The sequence below is a fragment of the Nocardia neocaledoniensis genome (genome assembly GCF_003182135.1).
GTDB lineage: Bacteria > Actinomycetota > Actinomycetes > Mycobacteriales > Mycobacteriaceae > Nocardia > Nocardia neocaledoniensis.
In genome coordinates, this window is the sequence record NZ_QGTL01000003.1 from 28,578 (window position 1) to 50,065 (window position 21,488).

21 protein-coding genes are annotated in these 21,488 nt (G+C 70.6%); 13 read left to right on the forward strand and 8 right to left on the reverse strand.

All coding sequences use genetic code 11. The features are described 5' to 3' along the window. Positions 1-102 precede the first annotated feature (102 nt). Entirely contained in the window at positions 103-900 is a 798-nt protein-coding gene (locus DFR69_RS08420) for an SDR family oxidoreductase (RefSeq protein WP_110036937.1), read from the forward strand. On the opposite strand, the gene DFR69_RS08425 is transcribed toward DFR69_RS08420, so the two are convergent. From DFR69_RS08425 to DFR69_RS08435, 3 genes are read right to left on the reverse strand one after another with little or no spacing between them, the layout of a single operon-like run. Continuing rightward, positions 897-1,289 (reverse strand): acyl-CoA thioesterase, encoded by a 393-nt coding sequence (locus DFR69_RS08425; protein ID WP_244198208.1) that lies wholly within the window; start codon positions 1,287-1,289, stop codon positions 897-899. The genes DFR69_RS08420 and DFR69_RS08425 overlap by 4 nt on opposite strands. A 20-nt stretch (positions 1,290-1,309) precedes the next feature. Continuing rightward, complete coding sequence (locus tag DFR69_RS08430) at positions 1,310-2,251, reverse strand: AraC family transcriptional regulator (RefSeq protein ID WP_110036939.1); 942 nt, start codon at positions 2,249-2,251, stop codon at positions 1,310-1,312. 9 nt (positions 2,252-2,260) lie between these two features. Then, on the reverse strand, positions 2,261-3,508 hold the full coding sequence (locus DFR69_RS08435) for a C45 family peptidase (RefSeq protein WP_110036940.1): 1,248 nt from the start codon (positions 3,506-3,508) through the stop codon (positions 2,261-2,263). Between the two features lie 153 nt (positions 3,509-3,661). Between DFR69_RS08435 and DFR69_RS08440 the strand changes: the two genes are divergently transcribed. Then, positions 3,662-4,507 carry an NAD(P)H-binding protein gene (locus tag DFR69_RS08440; RefSeq protein WP_110036941.1) on the forward strand — a complete coding sequence of 282 codons (846 nt, stop codon included), beginning with the start codon at positions 3,662-3,664 and terminating at the stop codon, positions 4,505-4,507. A gap of 183 nt (positions 4,508-4,690) precedes the next feature. Then, positions 4,691-6,142, forward strand: a complete 1,452-nt coding sequence (locus DFR69_RS35130; RefSeq protein WP_244198165.1) for an MFS transporter — start codon at positions 4,691-4,693, stop codon at positions 6,140-6,142. Between the two features lie 137 nt (positions 6,143-6,279). On the opposite strand, the gene DFR69_RS08455 is transcribed toward DFR69_RS35130, so the two are convergent. Further along, a complete protein-coding gene (locus DFR69_RS08455) occupies positions 6,280-7,434 on the reverse strand; it encodes a DUF5925 domain-containing protein (RefSeq protein ID WP_110036942.1) in 1,155 nt (384 codons plus the stop codon). Between the two features lie 100 nt (positions 7,435-7,534). Here DFR69_RS08455 and DFR69_RS08460 point away from each other — a divergent pair, with 100 nt between their 5' ends. Beyond that, positions 7,535-9,106, forward strand: a complete 1,572-nt coding sequence (locus DFR69_RS08460) for an MFS transporter (RefSeq protein ID WP_110037504.1) — start codon at positions 7,535-7,537, stop codon at positions 9,104-9,106. Positions 9,107-9,160: 54 nt separating this feature from the next. On the opposite strand, the gene DFR69_RS08465 is transcribed toward DFR69_RS08460, so the two are convergent. The 3 genes from DFR69_RS08465 to DFR69_RS08475 all read right to left on the reverse strand — a co-directional run bounded on the left by DFR69_RS08465 (position 9,161) and on the right by DFR69_RS08475 (position 11,408). Then, positions 9,161-9,826, reverse strand: a complete 666-nt coding sequence (locus DFR69_RS08465) for an MspA family porin (protein ID WP_110036943.1) — start codon at positions 9,824-9,826, stop codon at positions 9,161-9,163. A 33-nt stretch (positions 9,827-9,859) separates the two neighbouring features. Then, on the reverse strand, positions 9,860-10,498 hold the full coding sequence (locus tag DFR69_RS08470) for an MspA family porin (protein WP_244198166.1): 639 nt from the start codon (positions 10,496-10,498) through the stop codon (positions 9,860-9,862). A 193-nt stretch (positions 10,499-10,691) separates the two neighbouring features. After that, on the reverse strand, positions 10,692-11,408 hold the full coding sequence (locus DFR69_RS08475) for a DUF8020 domain-containing protein (protein WP_110036944.1): 717 nt from the start codon (positions 11,406-11,408) through the stop codon (positions 10,692-10,694). A 127-nt stretch (positions 11,409-11,535) separates the two neighbouring features. On the opposite strand from DFR69_RS08475, the gene DFR69_RS08480 reads away from it, so the two are divergent. The 7 genes from DFR69_RS08480 to DFR69_RS08510 are packed head-to-tail and all read left to right on the forward strand — an operon-like array spanning position 11,536 to position 17,698. After that, a complete protein-coding gene (locus DFR69_RS08480; protein WP_208643939.1) occupies positions 11,536-12,534 on the forward strand; it encodes an iron chelate uptake ABC transporter family permease subunit in 999 nt (332 codons plus the stop codon). Beyond that, positions 12,531-13,601, forward strand: coding sequence for a FecCD family ABC transporter permease (locus DFR69_RS08485; protein ID WP_110036945.1), 1,071 nt, complete (start codon positions 12,531-12,533; stop codon positions 13,599-13,601). Before DFR69_RS08480 ends, DFR69_RS08485 begins: the two co-directional genes overlap by 4 nt. Next, positions 13,598-14,410 (forward strand): ABC transporter ATP-binding protein, encoded by an 813-nt coding sequence (locus tag DFR69_RS08490; RefSeq protein WP_110036946.1) that lies wholly within the window; start codon positions 13,598-13,600, stop codon positions 14,408-14,410. The genes DFR69_RS08485 and DFR69_RS08490 overlap by 4 nt, the downstream gene beginning before the upstream one ends. A gap of 4 nt (positions 14,411-14,414) precedes the next feature. Then, positions 14,415-15,428: an ABC transporter substrate-binding protein gene (locus DFR69_RS08495; RefSeq protein WP_167456199.1), complete on the forward strand. Its 1,014-nt coding sequence runs from the start codon at positions 14,415-14,417 to the stop codon at positions 15,426-15,428. Further along, entirely contained in the window at positions 15,425-16,657 is a 1,233-nt protein-coding gene (gene entS / locus DFR69_RS08500) for an enterobactin transporter EntS (RefSeq protein WP_110036948.1), read from the forward strand. Before DFR69_RS08495 ends, entS begins: the two co-directional genes overlap by 4 nt. Next, positions 16,641-17,480 carry a siderophore-interacting protein gene (locus tag DFR69_RS08505; protein WP_110036949.1) on the forward strand — a complete coding sequence of 280 codons (840 nt, stop codon included), beginning with the start codon at positions 16,641-16,643 and terminating at the stop codon, positions 17,478-17,480. The genes entS and DFR69_RS08505 overlap by 17 nt, the downstream gene beginning before the upstream one ends. Positions 17,481-17,482: 2 nt before the next feature. Then, positions 17,483-17,698, forward strand: coding sequence for a phosphopantetheine-binding protein (locus DFR69_RS08510; protein WP_110036950.1), 216 nt, complete (start codon positions 17,483-17,485; stop codon positions 17,696-17,698). Between the two features lie 40 nt (positions 17,699-17,738). On the opposite strand, the gene DFR69_RS08515 is transcribed toward DFR69_RS08510, so the two are convergent. After that, the gene (locus DFR69_RS08515; RefSeq protein WP_110036951.1) at positions 17,739-19,394 is read right to left on the reverse strand and encodes a (2,3-dihydroxybenzoyl)adenylate synthase; all 1,656 of its coding nucleotides are present in this window, start codon (positions 19,392-19,394) and stop codon (positions 17,739-17,741) included. A gap of 87 nt (positions 19,395-19,481) precedes the next feature. Between DFR69_RS08515 and DFR69_RS08520 the strand changes: the two genes are divergently transcribed. Together DFR69_RS08520 and DFR69_RS08525 are read left to right on the forward strand one after the other, a co-directional pair. Continuing rightward, positions 19,482-20,327: an SDR family oxidoreductase gene (locus DFR69_RS08520; protein WP_110036952.1), complete on the forward strand. Its 846-nt coding sequence runs from the start codon at positions 19,482-19,484 to the stop codon at positions 20,325-20,327. Continuing rightward, a complete protein-coding gene (locus DFR69_RS08525) occupies positions 20,324-21,472 on the forward strand; it encodes an isochorismate synthase (protein WP_110036953.1) in 1,149 nt (382 codons plus the stop codon). Before DFR69_RS08520 ends, DFR69_RS08525 begins: the two co-directional genes overlap by 4 nt. Positions 21,473-21,488 lie beyond the last annotated feature (16 nt).

The following is a 21,488-nucleotide window of genomic DNA, read 5'->3' on the forward strand; positions in this document are numbered from 1 at the left end:
AGCGGTACAGCCGCCCACGAGCCGGCGGGCTCGGGCACGCCGTCCGCTCGGTCCCGCACCAGGATTCGATGTGTCGAGCCTGGCGTCACGTTAAGGTGCGGCATGGACATTGCGGGCAAAGTCGCCATCGTCACCGGAGCCGGCGCGGGGATCGGAGCGGCGCTGGCGCGCCGGCTCGTCGACGGCGGGGCACGGGTGGTCGTGGCCGACCTGGACGCCGACAGCGCGGCGAAGGTGGCCGGGGAACTGGGCGCGATCGCGGTCGGCGGTGATGTGGCCGACGAGGCGGTGATCAGCACCCTGATCGAGACCGCGGAGCGCGAATACGGCCCGGTGGACCTGTATTTCGCGAACGCGGGCATCGGCGGCGGTCCCGGCCTGGACAGCACCGAGGACCAGTGGTCGGCGGCCATCGATGTGAACGTCATGGCGCACGTGCGCGCCGCGCGCCTGCTCGTGCCCGGCTGGGTCGAACGCGGCAGCGGCTACTTCGTGACGACCGCGTCGGCGGCGGGCCTGCTCACCCAGATCGGATCGGCGCCGTACTCGGTGACCAAGCACGCGGCCGTCGGCTTCGCCGAATGGCTCTCGATGACCTACGGCGACCAGGGCGTGCGGGTGAGCTGCCTGTGCCCGATGGGCGTCGACACCCGCCTGCTCAGCGGCGACCTCATCCCCGACGCGCCCGAGGCCGCGGCCCTGGCCATCAAGGCCGTGACCACCGCGGGCAAGGTGCTCTCCCCAGAGGAGGTGGCCGACACCGTCGTCGCCGCGATGGCCGCCGAACACTTCCTGATCCTGCCGCACCCCGAGGTCCTCGACATGTACCGGCACAAGGGCGCCGACTACGACCGCTGGCTCGCGGGCATGCGCCGCTTCCAGGCGATGCTGCGCGGCTAGTCGGTGACCAGCTCCGCGGCGGCCGTGCGGACGACCTCGGGGATCGGGACCGGCTTGCGGGTCTCGGCGTCGACGTAGACGTGGACGAAATCGCCGTTCGCCGCGAGCTCGAGTCCGCCCTCGGTCTCGCGGAAGATCGCCAGGTCGTAGGTGATGCTCGAGTTGCCGAGGCGGGCGATGCGCAGGCCCACCTGCAGCTGGTCGGGGAAGCTCACCGAGCCGTGGAAGCGGCAGGCGGTCTGGGCGACCACGCCGAGCGCGGGCAGCGCGGTGATGTCGGTGCCGGTGGCCCGCATCAGCCAGGCGTTCACGGCGGTGTCGAAGTAGGAGTAGTAGGTCACGTTGTTGACGTGGCCGTACTGGTCGTTGTCGGCCCACCGGGTCGGCATCGGCCACAGGACGGGATAGTTCACGCTGTCATCATCGCAGTGCCCTGGCGGTGGTCGCGCGGGCTCACCCCGAAGTGGCGTTTGAAGGCGGTGCTGAGCGCGAACGCGCTGCCGTAGCCGACCTGGCGGGCGATGGCCTCGACGGTGGCGTCGGATTCGGCGAGCAGGTCGGCGGCCAGCGACAGGCGCCATTCGGTCAGGAAGGTCATCGGGGGTTCGCCGACCAGGTCGGTGAACCGGCGGGCCAGCGCGGCCCTGGACATCCCGACCGCCTCGGCCAGCGCGCTCACCGTCCACGGGTGCGCGGGATTGTGCTGGAGCAGGCGCAGGGCCTTGCCGATCAGCGGGTCGCTGTAGGCGTGGTACCAGGCGGGGGCGTCGTCGCGGGCGAACCAGGCGCGCAGCGCGGCGATGAGCAGCAGGTCGAGCAGCCGGTCCAGGACGGCGGTCTGGGCGGGCAGGTCCTTGGTGGCCTCGTCGACGAGCAGGTCGAGCAGCCGGGTGTCGAGTTCGCCGCGCGGCAGTACCGCGAGCTGGGGCAGGGCGCGCAGCAGGCGCCTGCTCACCGCGCCCGCCGTCTCGTAGGTGCCGGTGACCATCAGGGTCTCCCCCGCGGGATCGGTGCCCCACTGCCGGACGCCCAGACTCAGTGTCTCGCACAGGATTTCACCGTCCGGCGTGGTGGTGACCTGCCCCGGCCGGATGACGATCTGCGGCTCGGTGGCGGGATCGTCGGCCACCGTATACGGCCGCGGCCCGCGGAACACCGCGACGTCACCGGCCACGAGCTGGCGCGGCGGCTCGGAATCCGTACTGACCCAAGCCTTTCCGCGAATCATCGCCAGCACCGTCAACGGCGCCTCGTCCTGAATCCGCAGCGACCACGGCGGGTTCAGCAACGAGCACATGAGAAACGCGCCGCGGGCGCGCGGGCCTTCGAGCAGTCCGGCCAACGCATCCACACATCCACCCTAGCCGCGCCCGCCCGCCCCCGCCCCGATCGCTGCGCCGAGGTCCCATTCGATCGGCTCGGTGCGCTGGATCCGCAGGTGATTGGTGCCCGGCTCCGGGTCGAGATCGCGCTGGTAGAACCGGAACCGATAGCGGCGCTCCACCGGATCGGCCACGTAGTGCCACAGCGTCCGTTCCGGCACCGTGCCCTCGATCCCGGCGGCTGCGTCGTCGACGTAGGCACACTGCACGACATCGAGCAGGGCGGTGATGTCCGCGGGATCCCACGGGCCACGATGCGCCGCGATCGCCTCTGTGAGCACCCGGTACCGGACGAACGAATTGTGCTCGGCGTCCATCGAGACCTCGGGGAAGGAGTCGATCGTCGGGTAGCGGTGCAGTGCGTGATTGGTCACCACGAACGGCTTGTCCGGTTCGGCGTCGATGAAGCGGTATTGCCGTGAGTCGCCATCGATCTCGAGCACCGTGGCCGCGCCGTGCACATCGGCGATGAACCAGTGCATGTTGGTCTCGCCTGCGCAGAAGATCGCTTGCGACAGCACCGCCGCCTTGGCCTCCGCGACCGTGGTGGCCGCGTTGAGCACACAGCCGGGCACCTGCAACGCGGTGAGCCCGCTGGTGAATCCGCCCGCCAGACTCGCCCCGACATTGCCGCGGTCGGAGTGGTCGACCAGCACCGCCATCATCAGACCCGCGGCATTGACGCCGTCGAGGGCCGGATTGAGCAGGTCGTGGCTGCCGAGGGTCGCGACCGGAGTGCCCATGGTCGGCGCCGTGGTCAGCAGGATGGCGCGGGAGCAGGAGGGATGTTCGTCGGGGCCCGGGGTCAGGCCGCGTTGCGCGCTGAGCGAGCCGATGAACCAGTCCATGTTGCGGCCGAACATCGGCCTGCCGGTGCTGGTGAGCCCAGGCGGGAACCACACCAGCGAGCAGCCGGGAGCCTGAGTGGGGACGTCGAAGCCGAGCGTGGTGGTGTCGTGTTCGGCCATCGTCGAGGACACGCCGAACGCGTCGGCGACGCCGCGGGACCGCTCGCCGAGGGCCGGATAGTTGCGGTCGAGGTAGGTGAGGCGGCCGTGGCCGTAGTCCGGCGAGGCGTAGGGCGCGAGGGCGACGTGGTAGTCACGGCGAGCGAGATCGCCCAGGGCGGCGCCGATGTGGAGGTCGGTACCCCGGACGGTCAGCGCGCGCACCGACAGGTAGTCGTCCGCGGCGGCGGGAAAGAGATCACTGTCAGCTGAGATCACGGAACACACCTCCGTTGTCACCCGGCGAGCTCGGTCTCCACAGCCAAGCACGGCGAGCCCCCGTCATCGGTGAGGCACGGCGGTAGACGACGGCGCATGGCCGTGAGCGGTTCGACGATGTCGCCGCGACGCGCGCGACGGTGTACTTGATTCATGCCAAACAACACCACTCACCAGCAGCTTTCCCTCATCACCGGCGCGACGGGCAAGACCGGGAGCCGGGTCGTCGCCCTGCTCGAGGCGGCGGGCCGACCCGTCCGGCTCGGCTCGCGCTCGGCCGCGATCCCGTTCGACTGGACCGACCGGAGCACCTGGGCGCCCGCCCTGGCCGGCGTCGACTCCGTGTACCTCGCCTTTCAGCCGGATCTGGCCGTCCCCGGCGCGCCCGACGTGATCCGGGCGTTCTCCGCGGCGGCCGTGGCCGCCGGGGTGCGCTCGGTGGTGCTGCTGTCGGGCCGCGGCGAGCCCGAGGCGCTGGAATGCGAACAGATCGTGCGGGATTCGGGTCTGACCTGGACCATCGTGCGCTGCAGCTTCTTCGCGCAGAACTTCAGCGAGGGCGCGTTCGTCGACGATGTCCTGGCCGGCGCGGTCGCCCTGCCCAACGGCGATGTGCCCGAACCGTTCGTGCACGCCGACGACATCGCCGAGGTGGCCGCCGCCGCGCTCACCGACCCGCGCCACGGCGGCGAGGTGTACGAACTGACGGGCCCACGGGCGCTGACCTTCGCCGAGGCGGTCGGCGAGATCGCCGCCGCGACCGGGCGCGAGATCGCGTTCATCCCGGTGTCGCGGCCGGAATTCGTCGCGGCACTGGGCGAATACCAGGTACCGCAGGACGTGATCAGCCTGCTCGACTATCTGTTCGGCACCATCCTCGACGGTCGCAATTCCGCCACCGCCGACGGAGTGCGCCGGGCCCTCGGCCGCGAACCGCGCGATTTCACCGAGTACGCGAAGGAGACCGCAGCCACCGGCGCCTGGACACCTCGGGCGTGACTCGCGCGACGGCCGCTGCCGAACGGACTCCCCGTGTCGATACCACGCGAGGAGTCCAGCAGCGGACGGCGCACGTTCGGCACATCGGGCGCGCAGGTGGCAGCGGCGAACGAACCGCCCCGAAGCCGGGTCGCTCGATCGGATACGGGCGCGGTCGGCCTCGGCCCGGGTACCGTCGAATCGGTGACCCCAGCGACGATCGACCGCGAACTCCGGTTGGCCAGGGCGGCGGTGTTCGGCGCGTTCACCCTCAACGGGTTCCTGCTGGCCCTGTGGGTGGTCCACATTCCCGCCATCACCGACCGGGCCGGGGTGTCGCCCTCGCTGCTCGGGATGTTCGTGCTGCTCCTCGCGGGGGCGGCCATCGTCGGCATGCGGGCCGCGGGTCCGGCCGCCGACCGGTTCGGCAGCCGGACACTGGTCGCGGTGGCCGCGACCGCGATCTCGGTGACCGTCATCGGGCCCGGCCTGGCCACCGGCCCGGTCGCGCTCGGCCTCGCCCTGGCGTGTTTCGGCCTGGGCAACGGCGCGCTCGACGTCTCGATGAACACCCAGGCCGTGCACGTCGAACGCGCCTACCGCCGCCCGATCATGTCGGCCTTCCACGCCATGTTCTCCGGCGGCGGTTTCGCGGGCGCCCTGGTCGGCGCCGCCACCCAGCGCGCGGGCTGGTCACCGGCGCTGACGCTGACCTGCGCGGGAGCCGTCGGACTACTCGTCACCGCCCTCCTGGTGCCGCACCTGGTCGCGCACCACCAGCACGCGGACCCGTCCACGCCCGAATTTCCGGAACGCCGAGCACCCCAAGGTGAGTCGCGATCCGGATGCCCCGGCGAGCCAGGTGACGACACGGCGACAGCCGACCACCTGACACCCACACGGCCGGCGGACACGGCACCGAATCACGATGCGCCCACCGCCGACCGCCTGGCTCACATCCGGCCCGCCGAGGACTACGCGGGCACGCCATCGAGCGCTCGTCGAGATGTCGGCGCGCGTGGGCACGCGGCGGCCGCCGATCGAGCGGCACCGGAGACACCATCGTCCAGCGCGGCACGTACGCGCCGCGAGCAGCACCGTGACACCGCCCGGGCACGAAAGGTGTTGTCGCTCGGCGTGATCGCGTTCGTGCTGCTCCTCGCCGAGGGAGTCGCGGGCGACTGGAGCGCACTGCAGGCGCGTGCGCACCTCGGCGTTTCCGAGGGCGACGCGGCACTGGCGTTCGGGGCGTTCTCGGCGACCATGACGCTGGGCCGGTTCGGGGCCGATCGGGTGAGCGGGGCGATCGGGCCGGTCGCGATCCTGCGCTACGGCAGCCTGCTCGCGGCGGCGGGCCTCGCGGTGGTGATCGCCTCGCCGTGGTTGCCGCTGACGCTGCTCGGCTGGGCCATGTGCGGGCTCGGCCTCGCCGGTGGTGTTCCCCAGATCTTCACGGCGGCGGGCAATCTCGGTGGAAGTACGGCCGCGACCGACATGTCCCGTGTCTTCACCATCGGCTATCTCGGCCTGCTCGCCGGACCGGCGCTGATCGGCTGGTTGACCGCGCTCATCCCACTCACCGCCGCGCTGGTCGTGCCGCTCGTCCTCACTCTTGCCAGCGCCGCGGCCGCGCCCATGGTCGCCCGGCGGCCCTGACAAGCGCCCGGCGACACGATCACCCTGGCGGGCCCGGCGGCACTCCACAACCTGTGCCACCCGACACACAGCGAAGACTCGACCGCACCACCGCCACACGCGCCGACCGAATGGTCAGCGTCGCCGCTCGGCACGCCTCACAGATACATCCCGCCGCCCGGAGTTTCCCTGGTAACCGACTGGATGAGGATCTCGCCGTCCCGGCGGGCGACGAGCTGCGCGAGGGTCGCCCCCTCGGTGGACACCGGACCTCCTGCGGCGCAATCATTTCTGTCCAGCCAGTCCTGCGCCTCGGCGGCCGACAACCGGCCGACCTCGAGCTGGGCCAGGCAGCGCCCGGGGCGGACGACGGCGGGATGCAGGCGTGACAGGTCCTCGTTCGTGGTCACCGCGATCAGCACCTTGCGGCCCTGGCCGAGCATGCCGTCGGTGAGGTTGAGCAGGCGCGAGAGTTTCTGTCCCGCCGCCTCTTTCGCCTCGCCACGGATGAGTTCGTCGCAGTCCTCGAGCACCAGCAATCGCCAGCGGCTGTTGTCGTCGCCGTCGGCGCCCGCCGCCACCTCCATGAGATAGCCGGGATTGCTGAACAGTTCCTCCGGATCGACGACGCAGTCGACCTGGCACCACGACGCCCACGCCCTGGCCAGCGCTCGCAGCGCGGTGGTCTTGCCGGTGCCGGGCTCGCCGTGCAGCAGCACCAGCCTGCCCCTGATGTCGTCGACCCGCAGCGCCATGAGTTGATCCATGCTCGCCGACACCGCCGCCGCGTAGTTGCCGCGGATCTCCGGCCAGGCGGGCGCGACGATCCGGCGCCGCCTGCGCAGCGGGCGCCGCACGTCCATGTGCCAGAAGCCCATCTCCACGGTCGTGTCGGCATGGGGATCCGCGGCCGCGCCCGCGGTCGCCGCGGCCAGCACCTCGACGGCGAGTTCGTCGCTGACGGCGGTCACCTCGACGGTGGCCGAACCACCCGCCCAGCGCACGGCCCGCAGCGACCAGCCGTCCCCCGCGGCGAGCAGCGCGCTGCTGTCGTCATCGGCCACCGAGCGCACGATCCGGGAGCCCTCGGGACGCAACGGCGCCTCGGCGCGCACCCGGTCCAGATGGGCCTGGCGAGCGAAGGGCTGGTCGCCGCGCAGGAACGGCGCGAGCGCGAGAGCATCGATCGCGTCGCGGGTGGAATAGGTGGAGTCGATCGCCGCCGACCACGGGAACGGCTCATCCCGGTCCTGCGGCAGAAGCGGCGGGTCGACGAGCCTGAGCTGTTCATTTCGTGTGGACACCGCGCCCATACTCGCCGCACCCGCCGCGGAATGTCCAGTGACTTCCCACGGGATGAGCCGGCGAAAAACCCATGGCGACCTGTCGGTGCCCGTCGGTAACGTCGACGAGGTGACCGCCACCCAGCCCGAGCCGACCACCGCCGAACCCGCCGGGAAGGCCGGGGTCAAGGAATGGATCGGGCTCGCGGTCCTCGCGCTGCCGACGCTGCTCATCTCGATGGACATGAGCGTCCTCTACCTGGCCATCCCGCACCTGAGCGAGGCGCTGCATCCGAGCAGTTCGCAGCTGCTGTGGATCCTCGACATCTACGGCTTCCTGGTGGCGGGCTTCCTCATCACCATGGGCACGGTCGGCGATCGCATCGGCAGGCGCAAGCTGCTGATGATCGGCGCGCTCGCCTTCGGCGTCGCCTCCGTGGTCGCCGCGTACTCCACCAGCGCGGCCACGCTCATCGGCACCCGCGCCCTGCTCGGCATCGCGGGCGCGACGCTGATGCCGTCGACACTGGCGTTGATCCGCAACATGTTCCACGACGACCGCCAGCGCACCACCGCGATCAGCGTGTGGATGACCAGCTTCATGGTCGGCATGGTGATCGGCCCACTGGTCGGCGGCGCCATGCTGGAGAACTTCTGGTGGGGTTCGGTGTTCCTGGTGGCGGTGCCGTCGATGGTGCTGCTGCTGGTGGCCGGTCCGATCCTGCTGCCCGAATACAAGGACCCGAATCCCGGCAAGCTCGATGTGCTCAGCGCCGTGTTGTCACTGGTGTCGGTGATGGCCGTGATCTACGGCATCAAGGAGCTGGCCAAGGACGGGTGGGCGCTCGACGCCGTCGCGGTGCTGGTGGGCGGCCTGGTGCTGGGCGCGGTGTTCGTGCTGCGCCAGCAGCGGCTCACCGATCCGCTCATCGATCTGCGCCTGTTCGGCAACGTGCGGTTCAGCGGGTCACTGGTCGCGCTGATGGTCGCGATGCTGGCGATGGGCGGGCTGTTCCTGCTGCTGTCGCAGTATCTGCAGCTGGTGCTGGGACTCTCGGCGTTCGAGGCCGGGCTGTGGACGGTACCGCAGGCGCTGGCCATGGTGGTGGCCGCCGGTGTGGTGAGCGCGCTCGCGCCACGGATCCGGCCCGCCTATCTGATGACCGGCGGTCTGCTGATCGCCATGGTCGGCTACGCGATCTTCACCCAGCTCTCCGGCGCCGACGATCTCGCGCTCATCGTCACCGGCATGGTCGTGTTCTCGCTCGGGCTGAGCCCGATGTTCGTGCTCGGTCTGGATCTCATCGTCGGGGCCGTCGACCCGGAGCGCGCCGGCGCCGCGTCCGCGATCTCCGAGACCGGGCAGGAACTCTCGGCGGCGCTGGGTGTCGCGGTGATCGGCAGCATCGGCACCGCGGTCTATCGCGGCCGGATGGCCGACGAACTCCCCGACGGGCTACCCGCCGAGCTGGCGCACGCCGCCGAGGACACGCTGGCCGGAGCACTGCAGCTCGCGGCGACGCTGCCCGAAGCGCTCGGCGCCGAACTCAGCACGATCGCCAGGCAGGCCTACACCCATGCGCTGCAGGTGAATTCCCTGGTCGGCATCGGGCTCACCGCCGTCGCGGCGGGTCTGGTGATGGTGTTGCTGCGGCACATCCCGGCGCCGAACGTGGCGTCCACCGACACCGACGAAGGCTGACGACAACGGCCCCGCCGGAGCGACCGCTCCGGCGGGGCCGTGCTCGTCCTACGCTCAGCCGAGGCTGAACGGCTGCCCCCACAGGCGCAGCTCGGAACGACCGGTCTTGGTGGTCACCTCGACCGCGACGAAGGCCCGCGCCTGGGCGTAGCCCGCGCAGCCGTCGAGCGCGAGGGTGGAATCGGCCCAGGTCACCGAGCCGTCCTGGCCCTTGAACTTGATCGCGGGGACCGAGCTCTGCTCGCCGTAGGCGTCGGCGCCCTCGATCTCGAGCAGCCAGAAGGTCGCGGCCTCACCGGGTCCGAGGGTCAGGTTGCCGCCGGAGGTGACCCCGCCGCTGCCCTTGCTCGACTGGTTGACCGCGCCTTTGGCGCCACCCTTGAACCCGCCGCCGCTGATGTCGACCTGGCAGCCGACGACATAGCCGGGGTAGAGCTTGGTGCCCGCGTGCTCGCCGTGCACCCGCACCTCGGCCCGGCCGGAAGCCCAGACATTGCGGTGCAGCGGTGTCGCGCCCATACCGGGGCTGATGGTCACCGATTCGTCCGCCAGCCGGATCGTCACCGCGGTGCCGTCGGGCAGCGTCTCGGTGATCTCGCCGCCGGGCAGCGGGATGAACGTGTCGGCGTTGGCGGCGCCGGTGGAGAACAGACCGAGCGCCATGGTCGCGGCCGCCGCGGCGGCGGCCACCCGAGCGGTCGCCTTCGTGAAGATGGTCATCGAAAGAGTCCTATTCGTCGAACGTGCGAGGAGTCAGCCGATGCTGAACGGGGCGCCGTAGAGAGTGGTCTTGGTGTAGTTGTCGCCGATGATCTCCACGACGGTGTAGGAGCGGGCCTGCGCGTAGCCGCCGCACCCCTGGATCTGCAGCTCGACGTCCTTGTAGCTGACGTAATAGTTGCCCGCCTCGACGATGTCGAAGCCTTCCACGCCAACGAATTTCACATCGCCCGGCCCGAGCTGCACGCCGATGGACCCGCCGCCGCTGACCCCGCTGGTCGACACGCCACCGGACAGCCCCGCCGACACCGCGCTGTCGGAGATGCTGACCTGACAGCCGACGACATAGCCGGTGCTGATGCGCGAGGCGCCGTGCGTCGAGGAGTTGTTGGTACCCGGCGCGTTGTTGCCCCCGATGAACGGCTTCGGTTCGCCCTTGGGCGTTTCCGTGACGTCGGCGTAGACGGTTCCACTCACCCATGCCACCCGGCCCGCGCCGTTGGCGGCCATCGACGGCGAGATCAGCGCGCTCTCTCCCACGCGCTTGATCGTCACACCGGGGCCGGCCTTCTCACCGTCGGGTAGCGGAACGAAGGTGTCCGCGTTCGCCGGTCCGCCGGCGACGGCGAGTGTGGCCGCGGCCAACGCCGTGGCGGCAAGGATTTTTCGCATCGTGGAAGTCCTCATCACTGTTATGACCGGTTTGTACCGATCTTGAACAGTTCGAAACCCTAAGTCAGGGCAGGCTTCCCTATCAAGACTTTGCTTAAACTAACTGAATACAGCGAAATCCCACCCGGTGCGAGTCGGGTGGGATTTCACTTTCTCCTCGAGTTGTCCCCTCGACGAGGCTCTTTCGCCCGGCCTACTTGGCAGGCTGCGGGTTGTTCGGCATCGGCGAGTTGATGGTGGTGAAGTACTGCACCGCGGCCATGATCGCGACGGGGGCGGTGATCAGGATCTGACCCGCGACGGTGCCGAGCGCGCCGATCGCCATGATGCCCGCGATGCAGCCGACACCGGCGGCGGGGATGAACGGACCGAACATACCGACGATGGTCGCCGCGGCGATGGTCGCGCCGGCCAGGCCGCCGAGCACACAACCGACGGCCGCGCCGCCGATGCCGCCCACCAGCGTCGCGATGCTGGCGCCCAGGGAGATGGTGCCGGTCATGCGGCTCCAGGCGGCCTGCTCACGGTCGTACTCGCTCTTCCACGGCGCCTTGTCCTCGTAGGGCAGCGCGACCGGCTTGTAGGTGGCCTTCGCGATGTCGAACTGCGGGGTCAGGGTGGCGGTGCGGCCGGAGATCTCCGCGGCGATCGGGAAGACGAATTCGTCCACACGGAAGGACAGTTCGGATCCGGCGACGGTGGTGCCGTCCGCGGCCTTGATCTTGAACACGCCGTCCTCGACGACCATCGAGCCCGCGTCGGTGCCGATGATGGTGGAGGTCTCGGTGGTGGTCGCGGTGTAGTTGATCGCGGCGGGCTCCGCGGCGGGCGCGGCATGAGCGGTTCCGGCGATGACGCCGAGCGCCACGCTGACAGACGAGGCCAGCAGGGCGAGCTTGGTGATTTTCACGAGGGTGTGCCTTTCGAGGCTTGCGGACCGAACGAACCGAGACCATAGCTAGGTAAGCCTCACCTATCAAGACGTTCCTTAGGCTAACCTCTGAGCTGTCCGACGTTCGTTGCGAGAGAGATCCCTGATGAGAAGTCCGCGCTGGAGCGGCTGGTTGCTGGCGGTCGGCTTGCTGGTCGCGGCCTGTTTGCTCAGCCTGCTGGTCGGCACGAAATCGATTCCGTTCGCCGATGTCTGGCAGGCGCTGACCGGCCCGGAAATCTCGCCCGACCAGGTCACCGTCGCCGAATATCGGCTGCCCCGAACGATCCTCGGACTTCTCGCCGGACTCGCCCTCGGCGTCGCGGGCTGCCTGATGCAGGGCCTGACGCGCAACCCGCTCGCCGATCCCGGATTGCTGGGAGTGAACGCGGGCGCCGCCTTCGCCATCGCGATCGCCGTGGGGTTGCTCGGCGTGAGTGAGATCACCTCCTATGTCTGGTTCGGGTTCGTCGGCGCCGCGCTGGTGTCGATGGTTGTGTACCGCCTCGGCACCGCCGGCCACTCGGGCACCGATCCGATCCGGCTGACCCTGGCCGGCGTGGCGGCCACCGCGGTGCTCGTCGGGCTCACCAGGGGCCTGATCCTGGTGGACCCCAAGGCTTTCGACGAGATGAGGCGCTGGGACGCCGGTTCGCTCACCGGTCGCGGCTTCGACGTCATCGCGGGGGCGGCGCCGTTCATCCTGGTCGGGCTGGTGCTCGCCGCGGTCTGCGCGCGCTCGCTCAACGCCGTCGCCCTGGGCGACGATCTGGCCCGCTCGCTCGGCGTGCACGTCACCCGGACCCGGCTGCTCACCGCGCTGGCGCTGGTGCTGCTGTGCGGCACAGCCACCGCCGCCGTCGGGCCCATCTCCTTCGTCGGTCTGGCGGTGCCGCACATCGCGCGCTGGCTGGTCGGACCCGATCAGCGCTGGATCTTCGCGTACTCGTTGGTGCTGGCCCCGCTGCTGGTGCTCACCGCGGATGTGCTGGGCCGCGTCATCATCCGGCCCGACGAGGTCCCCGCGGGGCTGGTCACGGCCTTCCTCGGCGCGCCCATGCTGATCTGGCTGGCCCGCCGCTCGCGAGTGGGAGCAGCCACATGAGCACGAAGATCGATTTCGGCCGCACCCTGCTGATCGTGCGACCGCCGCGGCTACGGCTGACCGCCAGGATCGGCGTACGCACGCTGGTGGTGTGCGCGATCCTGCTGGTCGTCGCCGTCGCCACGGCCGTACTGGCGTTGGGCAGCGGCGACTTCCAGATCGCCCCGGCCCGGGTGCTGCGCGCGCTGGTCATCGGTGACGAGCGGTTCGACCGGCTGGTGGTGTGGGACTGGCGTCTGCCGCGCATCCTGCTGGCGCTGGCGCTGGGTGCCGCGCTCGGCGTGAGCGGCGCGATCCTGCAGTCGGTGACCCGGAATCCGCTGGGCAGTCCCGACATCATCGGCTTCAGCACCGGCGCCTACACTGGTGCGCTGCTGGTGATCCTCACCCTCGGCGGCGGACAGTTCCAGACCGCGGCGGGCGCGATGATCGGCGGGCTCGGCGCGGCGCTGGTGATCCACCTGCTCGCCTTCCGGCACAACGTCACCGGGTTCCGGCTGATCATCGTCGGCATCGGCGTGAGCGCCATGCTGGCCTCGATCAACACCTGGCTGATCATGCGGGCCGACCTGGACGCGGCGATGTCGGCGGCGGCCTGGGGCGCCGGCTCGCTCAACGGCCTGTCGTGGCCGCAGGTGGCGCCGACCGTCGGCATCCTGGCGGTGCTGGCGCTGGCGCTCATCCCGGCCGCGCCCCGCCTGCAGATCCTCGAACTCGGCGACGACACCGCGCGCGCCCTCGGGCTCGACGCGGGCAAGGCGACGGGTTGGCTGATCGCGCTCAGTGTCGCGTTCACCTCGCTGGCCACCGCCGTGGCCGGACCGATCGCGTTCCTCGCGCTCGCCGCACCGCATCTGGCGCGCAAGCTCACCCGCACACCGTCGATCGCGCTGCTCCCGGCCGCGGTGATGGGCGCGACGCTGCTGGTCACCTGCGACTGGATCGCCCAGCACGCGTTCGCGCCGACCACCATCCCGGTCGGCATCGTCACCGGCTCCATCGGTGGTCTGTACCTGGCGTATCTGCTCGTCGCCGAGGCGCGACGGAAAATAGGGAAAGCGACATGAACGACACTCACGCCGCGCGCTTGCGCGCCGACCAGGTCCGGCTCGGGTACAAGGGCCGCACGATCAGTGACCAGCTGTCCGTGGACATTCCGGACGGCAAGTTCACCGTGATCATCGGCCCGAACGCCTGCGGCAAGTCCACGCTGCTGCGTGCGCTGGCCCGGCTGCTCCCGCCGGAGTCCGGGACTGTGCTGCTCGACGGCAAGCCCGTGACCGACTACCCGGCCAAGGAATTGGCCCGCCAGATCGGTCTGCTCCCCCAGACCTCGACGGCGCCGGACGGTATCCGGGTGGCCGATCTCGTCGCGCGCGGGCGCTACCCGCACCAGACCCTGCTGCGGCAGTGGTCGCGCGCCGACGAGGAAGCGGTGGCGGCGGCGATGGCGGCGACCGGCGTCGCCGAGCTGTCGGCGCGGCCGGTGGAGGAACTCTCGGGCGGTCAGCGCCAGCGCGTGTGGATCTCGATGGTGCTGGCCCAGCAGACGCCGATCATCCTGCTCGACGAGCCGACCACCTATCTCGACATCGCCTACCAGATCCAGTTGCTGGATCTGTGCCGCTCGCTCAATCGCGAGTCCGAACGCACCGTCGTCGCGGTCCTGCACGACCTCAACCACGCGTTCCGCTACGCCGATCACCTGATCGCCATGCGCGACGGACGGATCGTCGCCACCGGCGAGCCGGCCGAGATCGTCACCGCGGACCTGGTCCACGAGGTCTTCTCGCTGCGCTGCCGCATCATCGACGACCCGGAAACCGGGACGCCCCTGGTGATTCCGCTGGCGGAGAACGCCGCCCCGGTGCACTGAAGAAATGAGGAAAACCCCGTCCATGTTCACCCACCGCTCTCCGGGCCGGCTCCGTGCCGCCCTCGCCCTGCTGGTCCTCGCGCTCGTCGCGGCGCTCGCCGGCTGCGGCACCTCGTCCTCCGACACCGCCGGCACCGGGCCACGTGAGGTGCCCTCGGCGAAGGGCCCCATCAAGGTGCCCGCCGATCCGCAGCGCGTGGTCGTGCTCAACGGCAATCTGGCCGGCTACCTCTACGACCTCGAGGCCAAGGTGGTCGCGGCCGATCCGCGGCTGCTCGGCGTCCCGAACAAGCCGGGTGAGTTCCCGACCGGCTGGGCCGAGGACGCCAAGGCGCAGGGCACCCAGGCCGTGCAGTCCGGCGACAACATCAACCTCGAGTTCATCGCCGCCCAGCGTCCCGACCTGATCATCGGTGGCGGCCAGGGCTACCCGGGCCAGCAGTCGGTCAACGCCTACGACCAGCTCAGCGCGATCGCCCCGACCGTGCTGATGCCGACCGAGACCACCAACTGGCAGGACCAGCTGCGGTTCATCGCCGAAACGGTGAACAAGCCCGCCAATGTCGACACCCTGATCGCGAACTACCACGCCAAGCTCACCGAGGCCAAGAGCAAGATCAAGCCGCCCGCGGGCGCGACCGTGGTGTTCCAGTCGATCAAGAGCCAGAAGCCGACCGTCTTCGTGCCGACCGCCGCCCTGCCCGCGCTGCTCGCCGAGGTCGGTTTCACCCTGGACACGCAGGTGGAGGCCAAGGCGGGCAACCCCGCCAAGGAGCAGAGCGCCGACTTCATCAGCTTCAGCCCGGAGCTGATCAACACGGTGATCGATGCCCCGGTGCTGTTCACCATCCCGCTCAGCGGCGGCCGTTCGCTCGAAGAACTGCGCGCCGATCCGCTCTACGCCTCGCTGCCCTCGTTCCAGCAGAACAAGGTGTTCGAGCTGCCCGCGACGAGCTCGCGCCCCGACTACCGCACCGTGATGACCACCCTCGATCTGCTGGTGGAGCGCTTCAAGTGACCTCGGGACTGCTCATCGACATCAGCCCGCTGCGGGCCTCGCGCGCCTTCCGGTGCGCGTTCGCGGCGCGGCTGGTGTCGGTGCTCGGCATCGGGCTGCTCATGGTGGCCCTGCCGCTGCAGGTCTACGAGCTGACCGGCTCCAGCGTGCAGGTCGCCGGGGTGGCCACCACGACCGCGGCGGCGCTGTTCTTCGGCAGCCTCGCCGGTGGAGTCGTCGCCGACCGGTACGACCGCCGCACGGTGATCCAATGGGCGCGCAGCGCGGCCGGTCTCGGCTTCCTGCTGCTCGGCGTGAACGCCGTGCTGCCGGATCCGGTGCTGCCCGCGATCTATCTCGCCGCCGTCATCGACGGCCTCGCGGGCGGGATCAGCGGGTCGGCACTGATGGCCATGGTGCCGGTGCTGGTCGGCCGCGAGAAGGTGGCGGCCGCGGGCGCGCTGGTCTCGTTGACCACCGACCTCGGCACCATGGTCACCCCGGCGATCGCCGGTCTGCTCGTCGCGAAAACCGGGGTGGCCACGGCCTATTTCCTCTGCGCGCTGGCCACCACCGCGACGGTCGGGCTGATCACGGCGATCGGGCCCTCGCCACCGCCGCAGCGCGACCTGCAGAACCCCTTGCGCGAGTTGGCTTCCGGGATCTCTTTCGCGTTGCGCCACGAATCGATCCGCCTCATCCTGGCGACCGGACTCATCGGGATGCTCGTCAGCGGACCGCTCGTGCTGCTGCCCGCCTTCGCCGATGTCGAACTCGACGCGGGGCCGGGCACGCTCGGCCTGCTCTACGCGGCGCCCGGCGCGGGCGCGGTGCTCGGCACGCTCACCAGCGGCTGGATGGGCCGCGTCAACACCGGACGCGCCCTGCTGATCTCGCTCGCGCTGATGCCGATCGGCGTGATCGCGGCCGGACTGTGGTCGCACGCGGCCCTGGTGTTCCTCGGGCTCGCCGGGTTCGGCCTGGCCAGGGCCGTGAACATGGTGCTGCGCTACACGATGCTGCAGCAGGCCGCGCCCGACCACATGCGTGGCCGCATGTCGGGCCTGCTGATGGTGCAGTCGGTCACCGGCACCGCGGTCGGCTCCATGGTGGCCGGCGTCGTCGGCCAGACCTTCGCTCCCGGACGCGCGCTCGTGCTCTACGGCGTCGCCGTCCTGGTACTCACCGGCCTGATGGCGCTCGTCGCCGGGCCGCTGCACAGAAAGGAAAACGGTGAAGGATCGCAGTGACTACGCCGCGAACATCGCCGAGGTGCTCGCCGGGGACCACTACGCCAAGGTCCCGTACCCGATCGGCCTGCAGGAAGTCGAGGTGCTGCGGGTCGTGCCCGTCGGCGCCGCGCTGCTGCGGATCACCTTCGGCGGCCCCGAGATCGCGAAGTTCCACAGCTACGTGCCGGACGAGCACGTGCGCCTGATCTTCCCCGGCGAGGACGGCGTGCTCCGGCTGCCGAAGCTCGACGGGACGATGCTCGAGTGGGGCAACCCGCGACCGATCTCGCGCGAGTACACCGTGCGCAGGCACAGCGTCGAGGACGGCGAACTCGACATCGATTTCGTCATCCACCCCGGTGGTCTCGCCTCCGACTGGGCCGCCTCGGTCGCCCCTGGCACCAAGGTGCACATCGCGGGTCCGCCCGGCGGCGTGGTCATCCCGGAGACCTACGACGACTATCTGCTGGCCGGCGACATCACCGCGCTGCCCGCCATCGCCCGCTGGCTCGAGCGCATGCCGCGCGACACCACCGGGTGGGCGTTCATCGAGGTGGCCGGGCCCGCCGAGGAGATCCCGCTCGACCCGCCCGCCGGCATCACCGTGCGTTACGTGCACCGCGGCGACCTAGAGCCCGGTACCAGCGACGTGCTCGAGCAGGCGGTGCGCACGGTGGAAGTGCCTGCCGGACACCGCGTCTACGCGTGGGTCGCGGGCGAGGCGGGCGTGCTGCGCGGGATCCGCAAGATCATCCGCAACGACCTGGGCATCGGCCCCAAGGACTCGCTCATCGCGGGCTACTGGAAGCGCGGCGTCGCCGACTTCGATCGAGAGGAATGACCATGACCGACGAACAGGTGATCGCCGACGTGGCCACCGCGCTGGGCGTCGAGGCGGCCGAGCTGGACGCCGAGACCGATCTGCTCGACGCCGGGCTCGACTCGGTGCGCATCATGTCGCTGGTGGAGAAATGGCGGTCGGCCGGACATGCGGACATCGACTTTCCCACGCTCGCGGGCGATCCCGTCCTCGGCTCCTGGATCGAGCTGCTGGCCTGAGCGACGGGGTGGCGTGCCCGGCACGCCACCCCGTTCCGGTTCAGTTCCCGTGCGCACCCTCGGCGAGCAACTGGCGCAGCTCTTTTCGGCTCGTCTTGCCGACACCGGTCTCGGGGAACTCGTCGACGACCACCACCGCGTCGGGCATCTTCCACGCCGCCACCCCGCGGCCCCTGACGAACTTGCGCACCGTGGTCAGGGTGGGCCGCTGCGCGGGGTCGACGGGCTGCACGAAGGCGCAGATGCGCTGGCCCAGCACGGGATCAGGGGTACCGACGATCACGGCGTCACGCACGTCCGGGTGTTCGAGCAGGTGCGCCTCCAGCTCCTCGGCCGAGACCTTCTCCCCGCCCCGGTTCACCCAGTCGCCCGCCCGGCCCGCGACCACCAGATTGCCGTCGGGGCGCACGGAGACGATGTCGCCGGTGCGATACCACCCGGCGCCGGTGAAGCTGCGAGCGTCGGCCTCGGGATTGTCGTAGTAGCCGCGAATCGTGTACGGCCCCTGGGTGATCAGGTTGCCCTGCGCGCCGGGCGCCACCTCGACGCCGTCGTCGTCGACGACCGCGATCTGGTCGAAGACCGACATCGGCCGCCCCTGGGTGCTCACCACCACGTCGATCGGATCGTCGAGGCGGGTGTAGCAGACCAGGCCCTCGGCCATCCCGAACACCTGCTGCAGGGTGACCCCGAGCGCGGGCCCGATCCGGCGGGCCAGTTCGTCCTGGCAGCGCGCGCCACCCACCTGCAGCACGCGCAAGCTGGACAGATCGGCGGTCTCCCCCGCCTCGGCGCGTTCGGTCCACAGCCGTGCCAGTGGCGGCACCAGGCCCGTGATGGTGACGCCGAACCGCTCGATCAGCGGGAAGGCCGTCGCGGGTGTGGGGTCGGGCGTCATCGCCACCGCGCCGCCTGCCCACAGCGCGCCGAGGATGCCCGGCGAGCTCATCGGGAAGTTGTGCGCGACCGGCAGGGTCGCGAGATAGACGGTGTCGCCGTCGAGTTCGCAGATCTCGGCACTGCGGCGCACGCTGTAGAGGTAGTCGTCGTGGGTGCGGGCGATGAGCTTCGGAATGCCCGTGCTGCCGCCCGACAGTTGCAGGAACGCCACGTCACCCGCCTGCGGACCCGGCAGATCCGTCGGCTCGTCCCGGAATTCGGCGAGGTCACGGGCGCCCTCGGGCGCGGACTGTCCCTCGTCGAGGACGAGCAGGACGTGGCGCAGGCCGGGCACCTCGGCGCGCACCGACTCGGCCAGCGCCGCGTAGTCGAAGCGCTGATGGGTCCCGCTGGTGATCATCGCGGTGGCGGCGGCCGCCCTGGCGATCGGCACCAGCTCGGCGGCGCGGTGCGCGGGCAGGCAGAACACCGGCAGCGCACCGAGTTCGAAGAGCGCGAAGACCACCTCGACGAATTCGGCGCGATTGGGCAGCTGGACGAGCACCCGCTCACCGCGCGCGATGCCGAGGCGGGCCAGTCCGGCGGCCAGGGCGCGCGCCCGGTGGTGCAGTTCGGCGTAGGTCCAGCGGTGGGTGGTGTCGAGGACCGCGATCCGATCCGGCGTGGCCGCGGCGCGCGCGGCGAGCATGCCACCGAATGTCTCACCGACCCAGAGTTTCTCGTCTCGATAGCGTTGTGCCAGGTCAGCGGGCCACGGGGTGAAGCCGGGGAGTACGGGTTCGGTCAAGTCGAGCACCTCTTTCCAGCGGGCATTCCGGTGTTGCGGCCGGAGGTTATGAGGGAAGCTAACCATCCGACGGTATATTCAGGTTAGGCTAACCTCATGTCTAAGGGTGATTCCAGTGGGCGGATCGTCGTCGTCACCGGCGCGGCCGGGGGTATCGGCGCCGCGATCGCCGCGCGATTCGCGGCGACGGAGCGGGTGGTCTCGCTGTGGGACCTCGACCCGGCGGTACACGAGACCGCCGCGTCCCTCGATGATGCCATCGAACACACGCGCACCGGAAGTGCCGGTGCGGCAACAGCATCCACGCAGCGCGCCACTGTGCACGGCGTCACCGTCGACATCACCGACCCCGACGCGGTCGCCGCCGCCTACGATCGGCTCACCGCCGAGCACGGCACCGTCGAGGTGCTGGCGCACGCCGCGGGCGTCATGGTCGACGGCACTGCGCTCGATCTCGATCCCGCGCGCTGGTCGCGCTGTCTGGCCGTGAACGCCACCGGCACCATGCTGGTCACCCAGCGCGCCGCCGTCGACATGGCCGCCGCGGGCCGCGGCGCGATCGTCGTGGTCTCCTCCAACGCCGCGGCCACGCCCCGGATCGGCATGGCCGCCTATGGCGCCGCCAAGGCCGCCGCCACCGCGTTCACCAAGTCCCTCGCCCTGCAGGTGGCTCCGCTGGGCGTGCGCGTGAATCTGGTCTCCCCCGGTTCCACCGACACGGCCATGCTGCGCGACATGTTCGGCGGCGACCCGCTCGACGCGGCCGCCGAGACCGCGCTGCTGGACGGCGATCCCGCCGCCTACCGGCTCGGTATCCCGTTGCGCCGCATCGCCGCTCCTGCCGACATCGCCTCGGCCGTCGACTTCCTGGCGTCCGACGGCGCCCGCCACATCACCATGCACGACCTGCGGGTCGACGGTGGCGCAACGCTAGATATGTGACCGAAAGGGTGATCACCATCAGTACCGACAGTTCAGACCCCGCTTTCGTGCTGTCCCGTCCGCGGCGGACCGTGTCCGCGTCCGCGGGCGGGACGATCTTCCGCTCGGCGCACGACGCGGTGACCGCGCTGCGCAGCGGCCGGATCAGCCACATCGTCGGCGCGCTGCCGTTCACCCCGGGTGCACCGACGGCGCTGTGGGCGCCGGACTCGGTGACCGTCACCGATTCGCCGCACCTGCCCCGCCCGCACATCCCGGCGCCCGCCTTCGAGCTCGACGAGGCGGTGCCGGCGCCGGAGGAACACCAGCGCCGCGTCGCGACGGCGGTCGGGCTCCTCGCGAACCCCGCGCATCCGGTCCGGAAAGTGGTGCTGGCCAGGGCGCTTCGCGCGGTCTCCGCGACCCCCGTGCGGGCGCTCGACATCCTGGACCTGATGGTCGAATCCGATCCGCTGTCGAACGGCTTCCTGGTCGATCTCTCCGCCGCGGGCGGTCGCTACACCGGGCGCCACCTGGTCGGTTCCAGCCCGGAGATCCTGGTGCGCCGCACCGGCACCGAGGTGCTGAGCCATCCGCTGGCCGGTTCGGCCCGTCGCGTCCTCGACGATGCCGACGCCGACCGCGCCGCCGCCGACGCCCTGCTCACCTCGGCCAAGGACCACGCCGAGCACCGCTACGTCACCGACCAGGTCGCCGCCGTGCTCAGCGACCGGTGCGCCGAAGTCGTCACGCCCGCACCGGAACTCACCTCGACACCGGCGATGTGGCACCTGGGGACGCCGATCTCGGCCACCGTTCCACTGGCCGGGCCGTCCGCGCTGGAACTCGCCGTCGCCCTGCACCCCACCCCCGCCGTCTGCGGTACCCCGACCGGCGCCGCGGCCCGCCTGATCGCCGAGCTCGAGGGCGAGCGCGGCTTCTACGCGGGTGCCGTGGGCTGGTGCGACGCCGACGGCAACGGCGAGTGGATGGTCAGCATCCGCTGCGCCGAACTGTCCGCCGACGGCACCGCCCTGCTCGCGCACGCGGGCGGCGGGATCGTCGCCGCGTCCGATCCGGCCGCCGAATTGGCCGAGACCACCGGCAAGTTCCAGCGCATCCTGGGTCCGCTCGGTATCGCGGATCTGCCCGTCACCGTCGGCTGAGGCCGGCTTCCCCCGA

Bases quoted from the DNA above. Each gene is read 5' to 3' on its own strand.
- DFR69_RS08420 (WP_110036937.1), top strand. From the start codon at position 103: ATGGACATTGCGGGCAAAGTCGCCATCGTCACCGGAGCCGGCGCGGGG.
- DFR69_RS08425 (WP_244198208.1), bottom strand. From the start codon at position 1,289: ATGCCGACCCGGTGGGCCGACAACGACCAGTACGGCCACGTCAACAAC.
- DFR69_RS08440 (WP_110036941.1), top strand. From the start codon at position 3,662: ATGCCAAACAACACCACTCACCAGCAGCTTTCCCTCATCACCGGCGCG.
- DFR69_RS08455 (WP_110036942.1), bottom strand. From the start codon at position 7,434: ATGGGCGCGGTGTCCACACGAAATGAACAGCTCAGGCTCGTCGACCCG.
- DFR69_RS08465 (WP_110036943.1), bottom strand. From the start codon at position 9,826: ATGACCATCTTCACGAAGGCGACCGCTCGGGTGGCCGCCGCCGCGGCG.
- DFR69_RS08470 (WP_244198166.1), bottom strand. From the start codon at position 10,498: ATGCGAAAAATCCTTGCCGCCACGGCGTTGGCCGCGGCCACACTCGCC.
- DFR69_RS08480 (WP_208643939.1), top strand. From the start codon at position 11,536: ATGAGAAGTCCGCGCTGGAGCGGCTGGTTGCTGGCGGTCGGCTTGCTG.
- DFR69_RS08485 (WP_110036945.1), top strand. From the start codon at position 12,531: ATGAGCACGAAGATCGATTTCGGCCGCACCCTGCTGATCGTGCGACCG.
- DFR69_RS08490 (WP_110036946.1), top strand. From the start codon at position 13,598: ATGAACGACACTCACGCCGCGCGCTTGCGCGCCGACCAGGTCCGGCTC.
- DFR69_RS08495 (WP_167456199.1), top strand. From the start codon at position 14,415: ATGAGGAAAACCCCGTCCATGTTCACCCACCGCTCTCCGGGCCGGCTC.
- DFR69_RS08510 (WP_110036950.1), top strand. From the start codon at position 17,483: ATGACCGACGAACAGGTGATCGCCGACGTGGCCACCGCGCTGGGCGTC.
- DFR69_RS08520 (WP_110036952.1), top strand. From the start codon at position 19,482: ATGTCTAAGGGTGATTCCAGTGGGCGGATCGTCGTCGTCACCGGCGCG.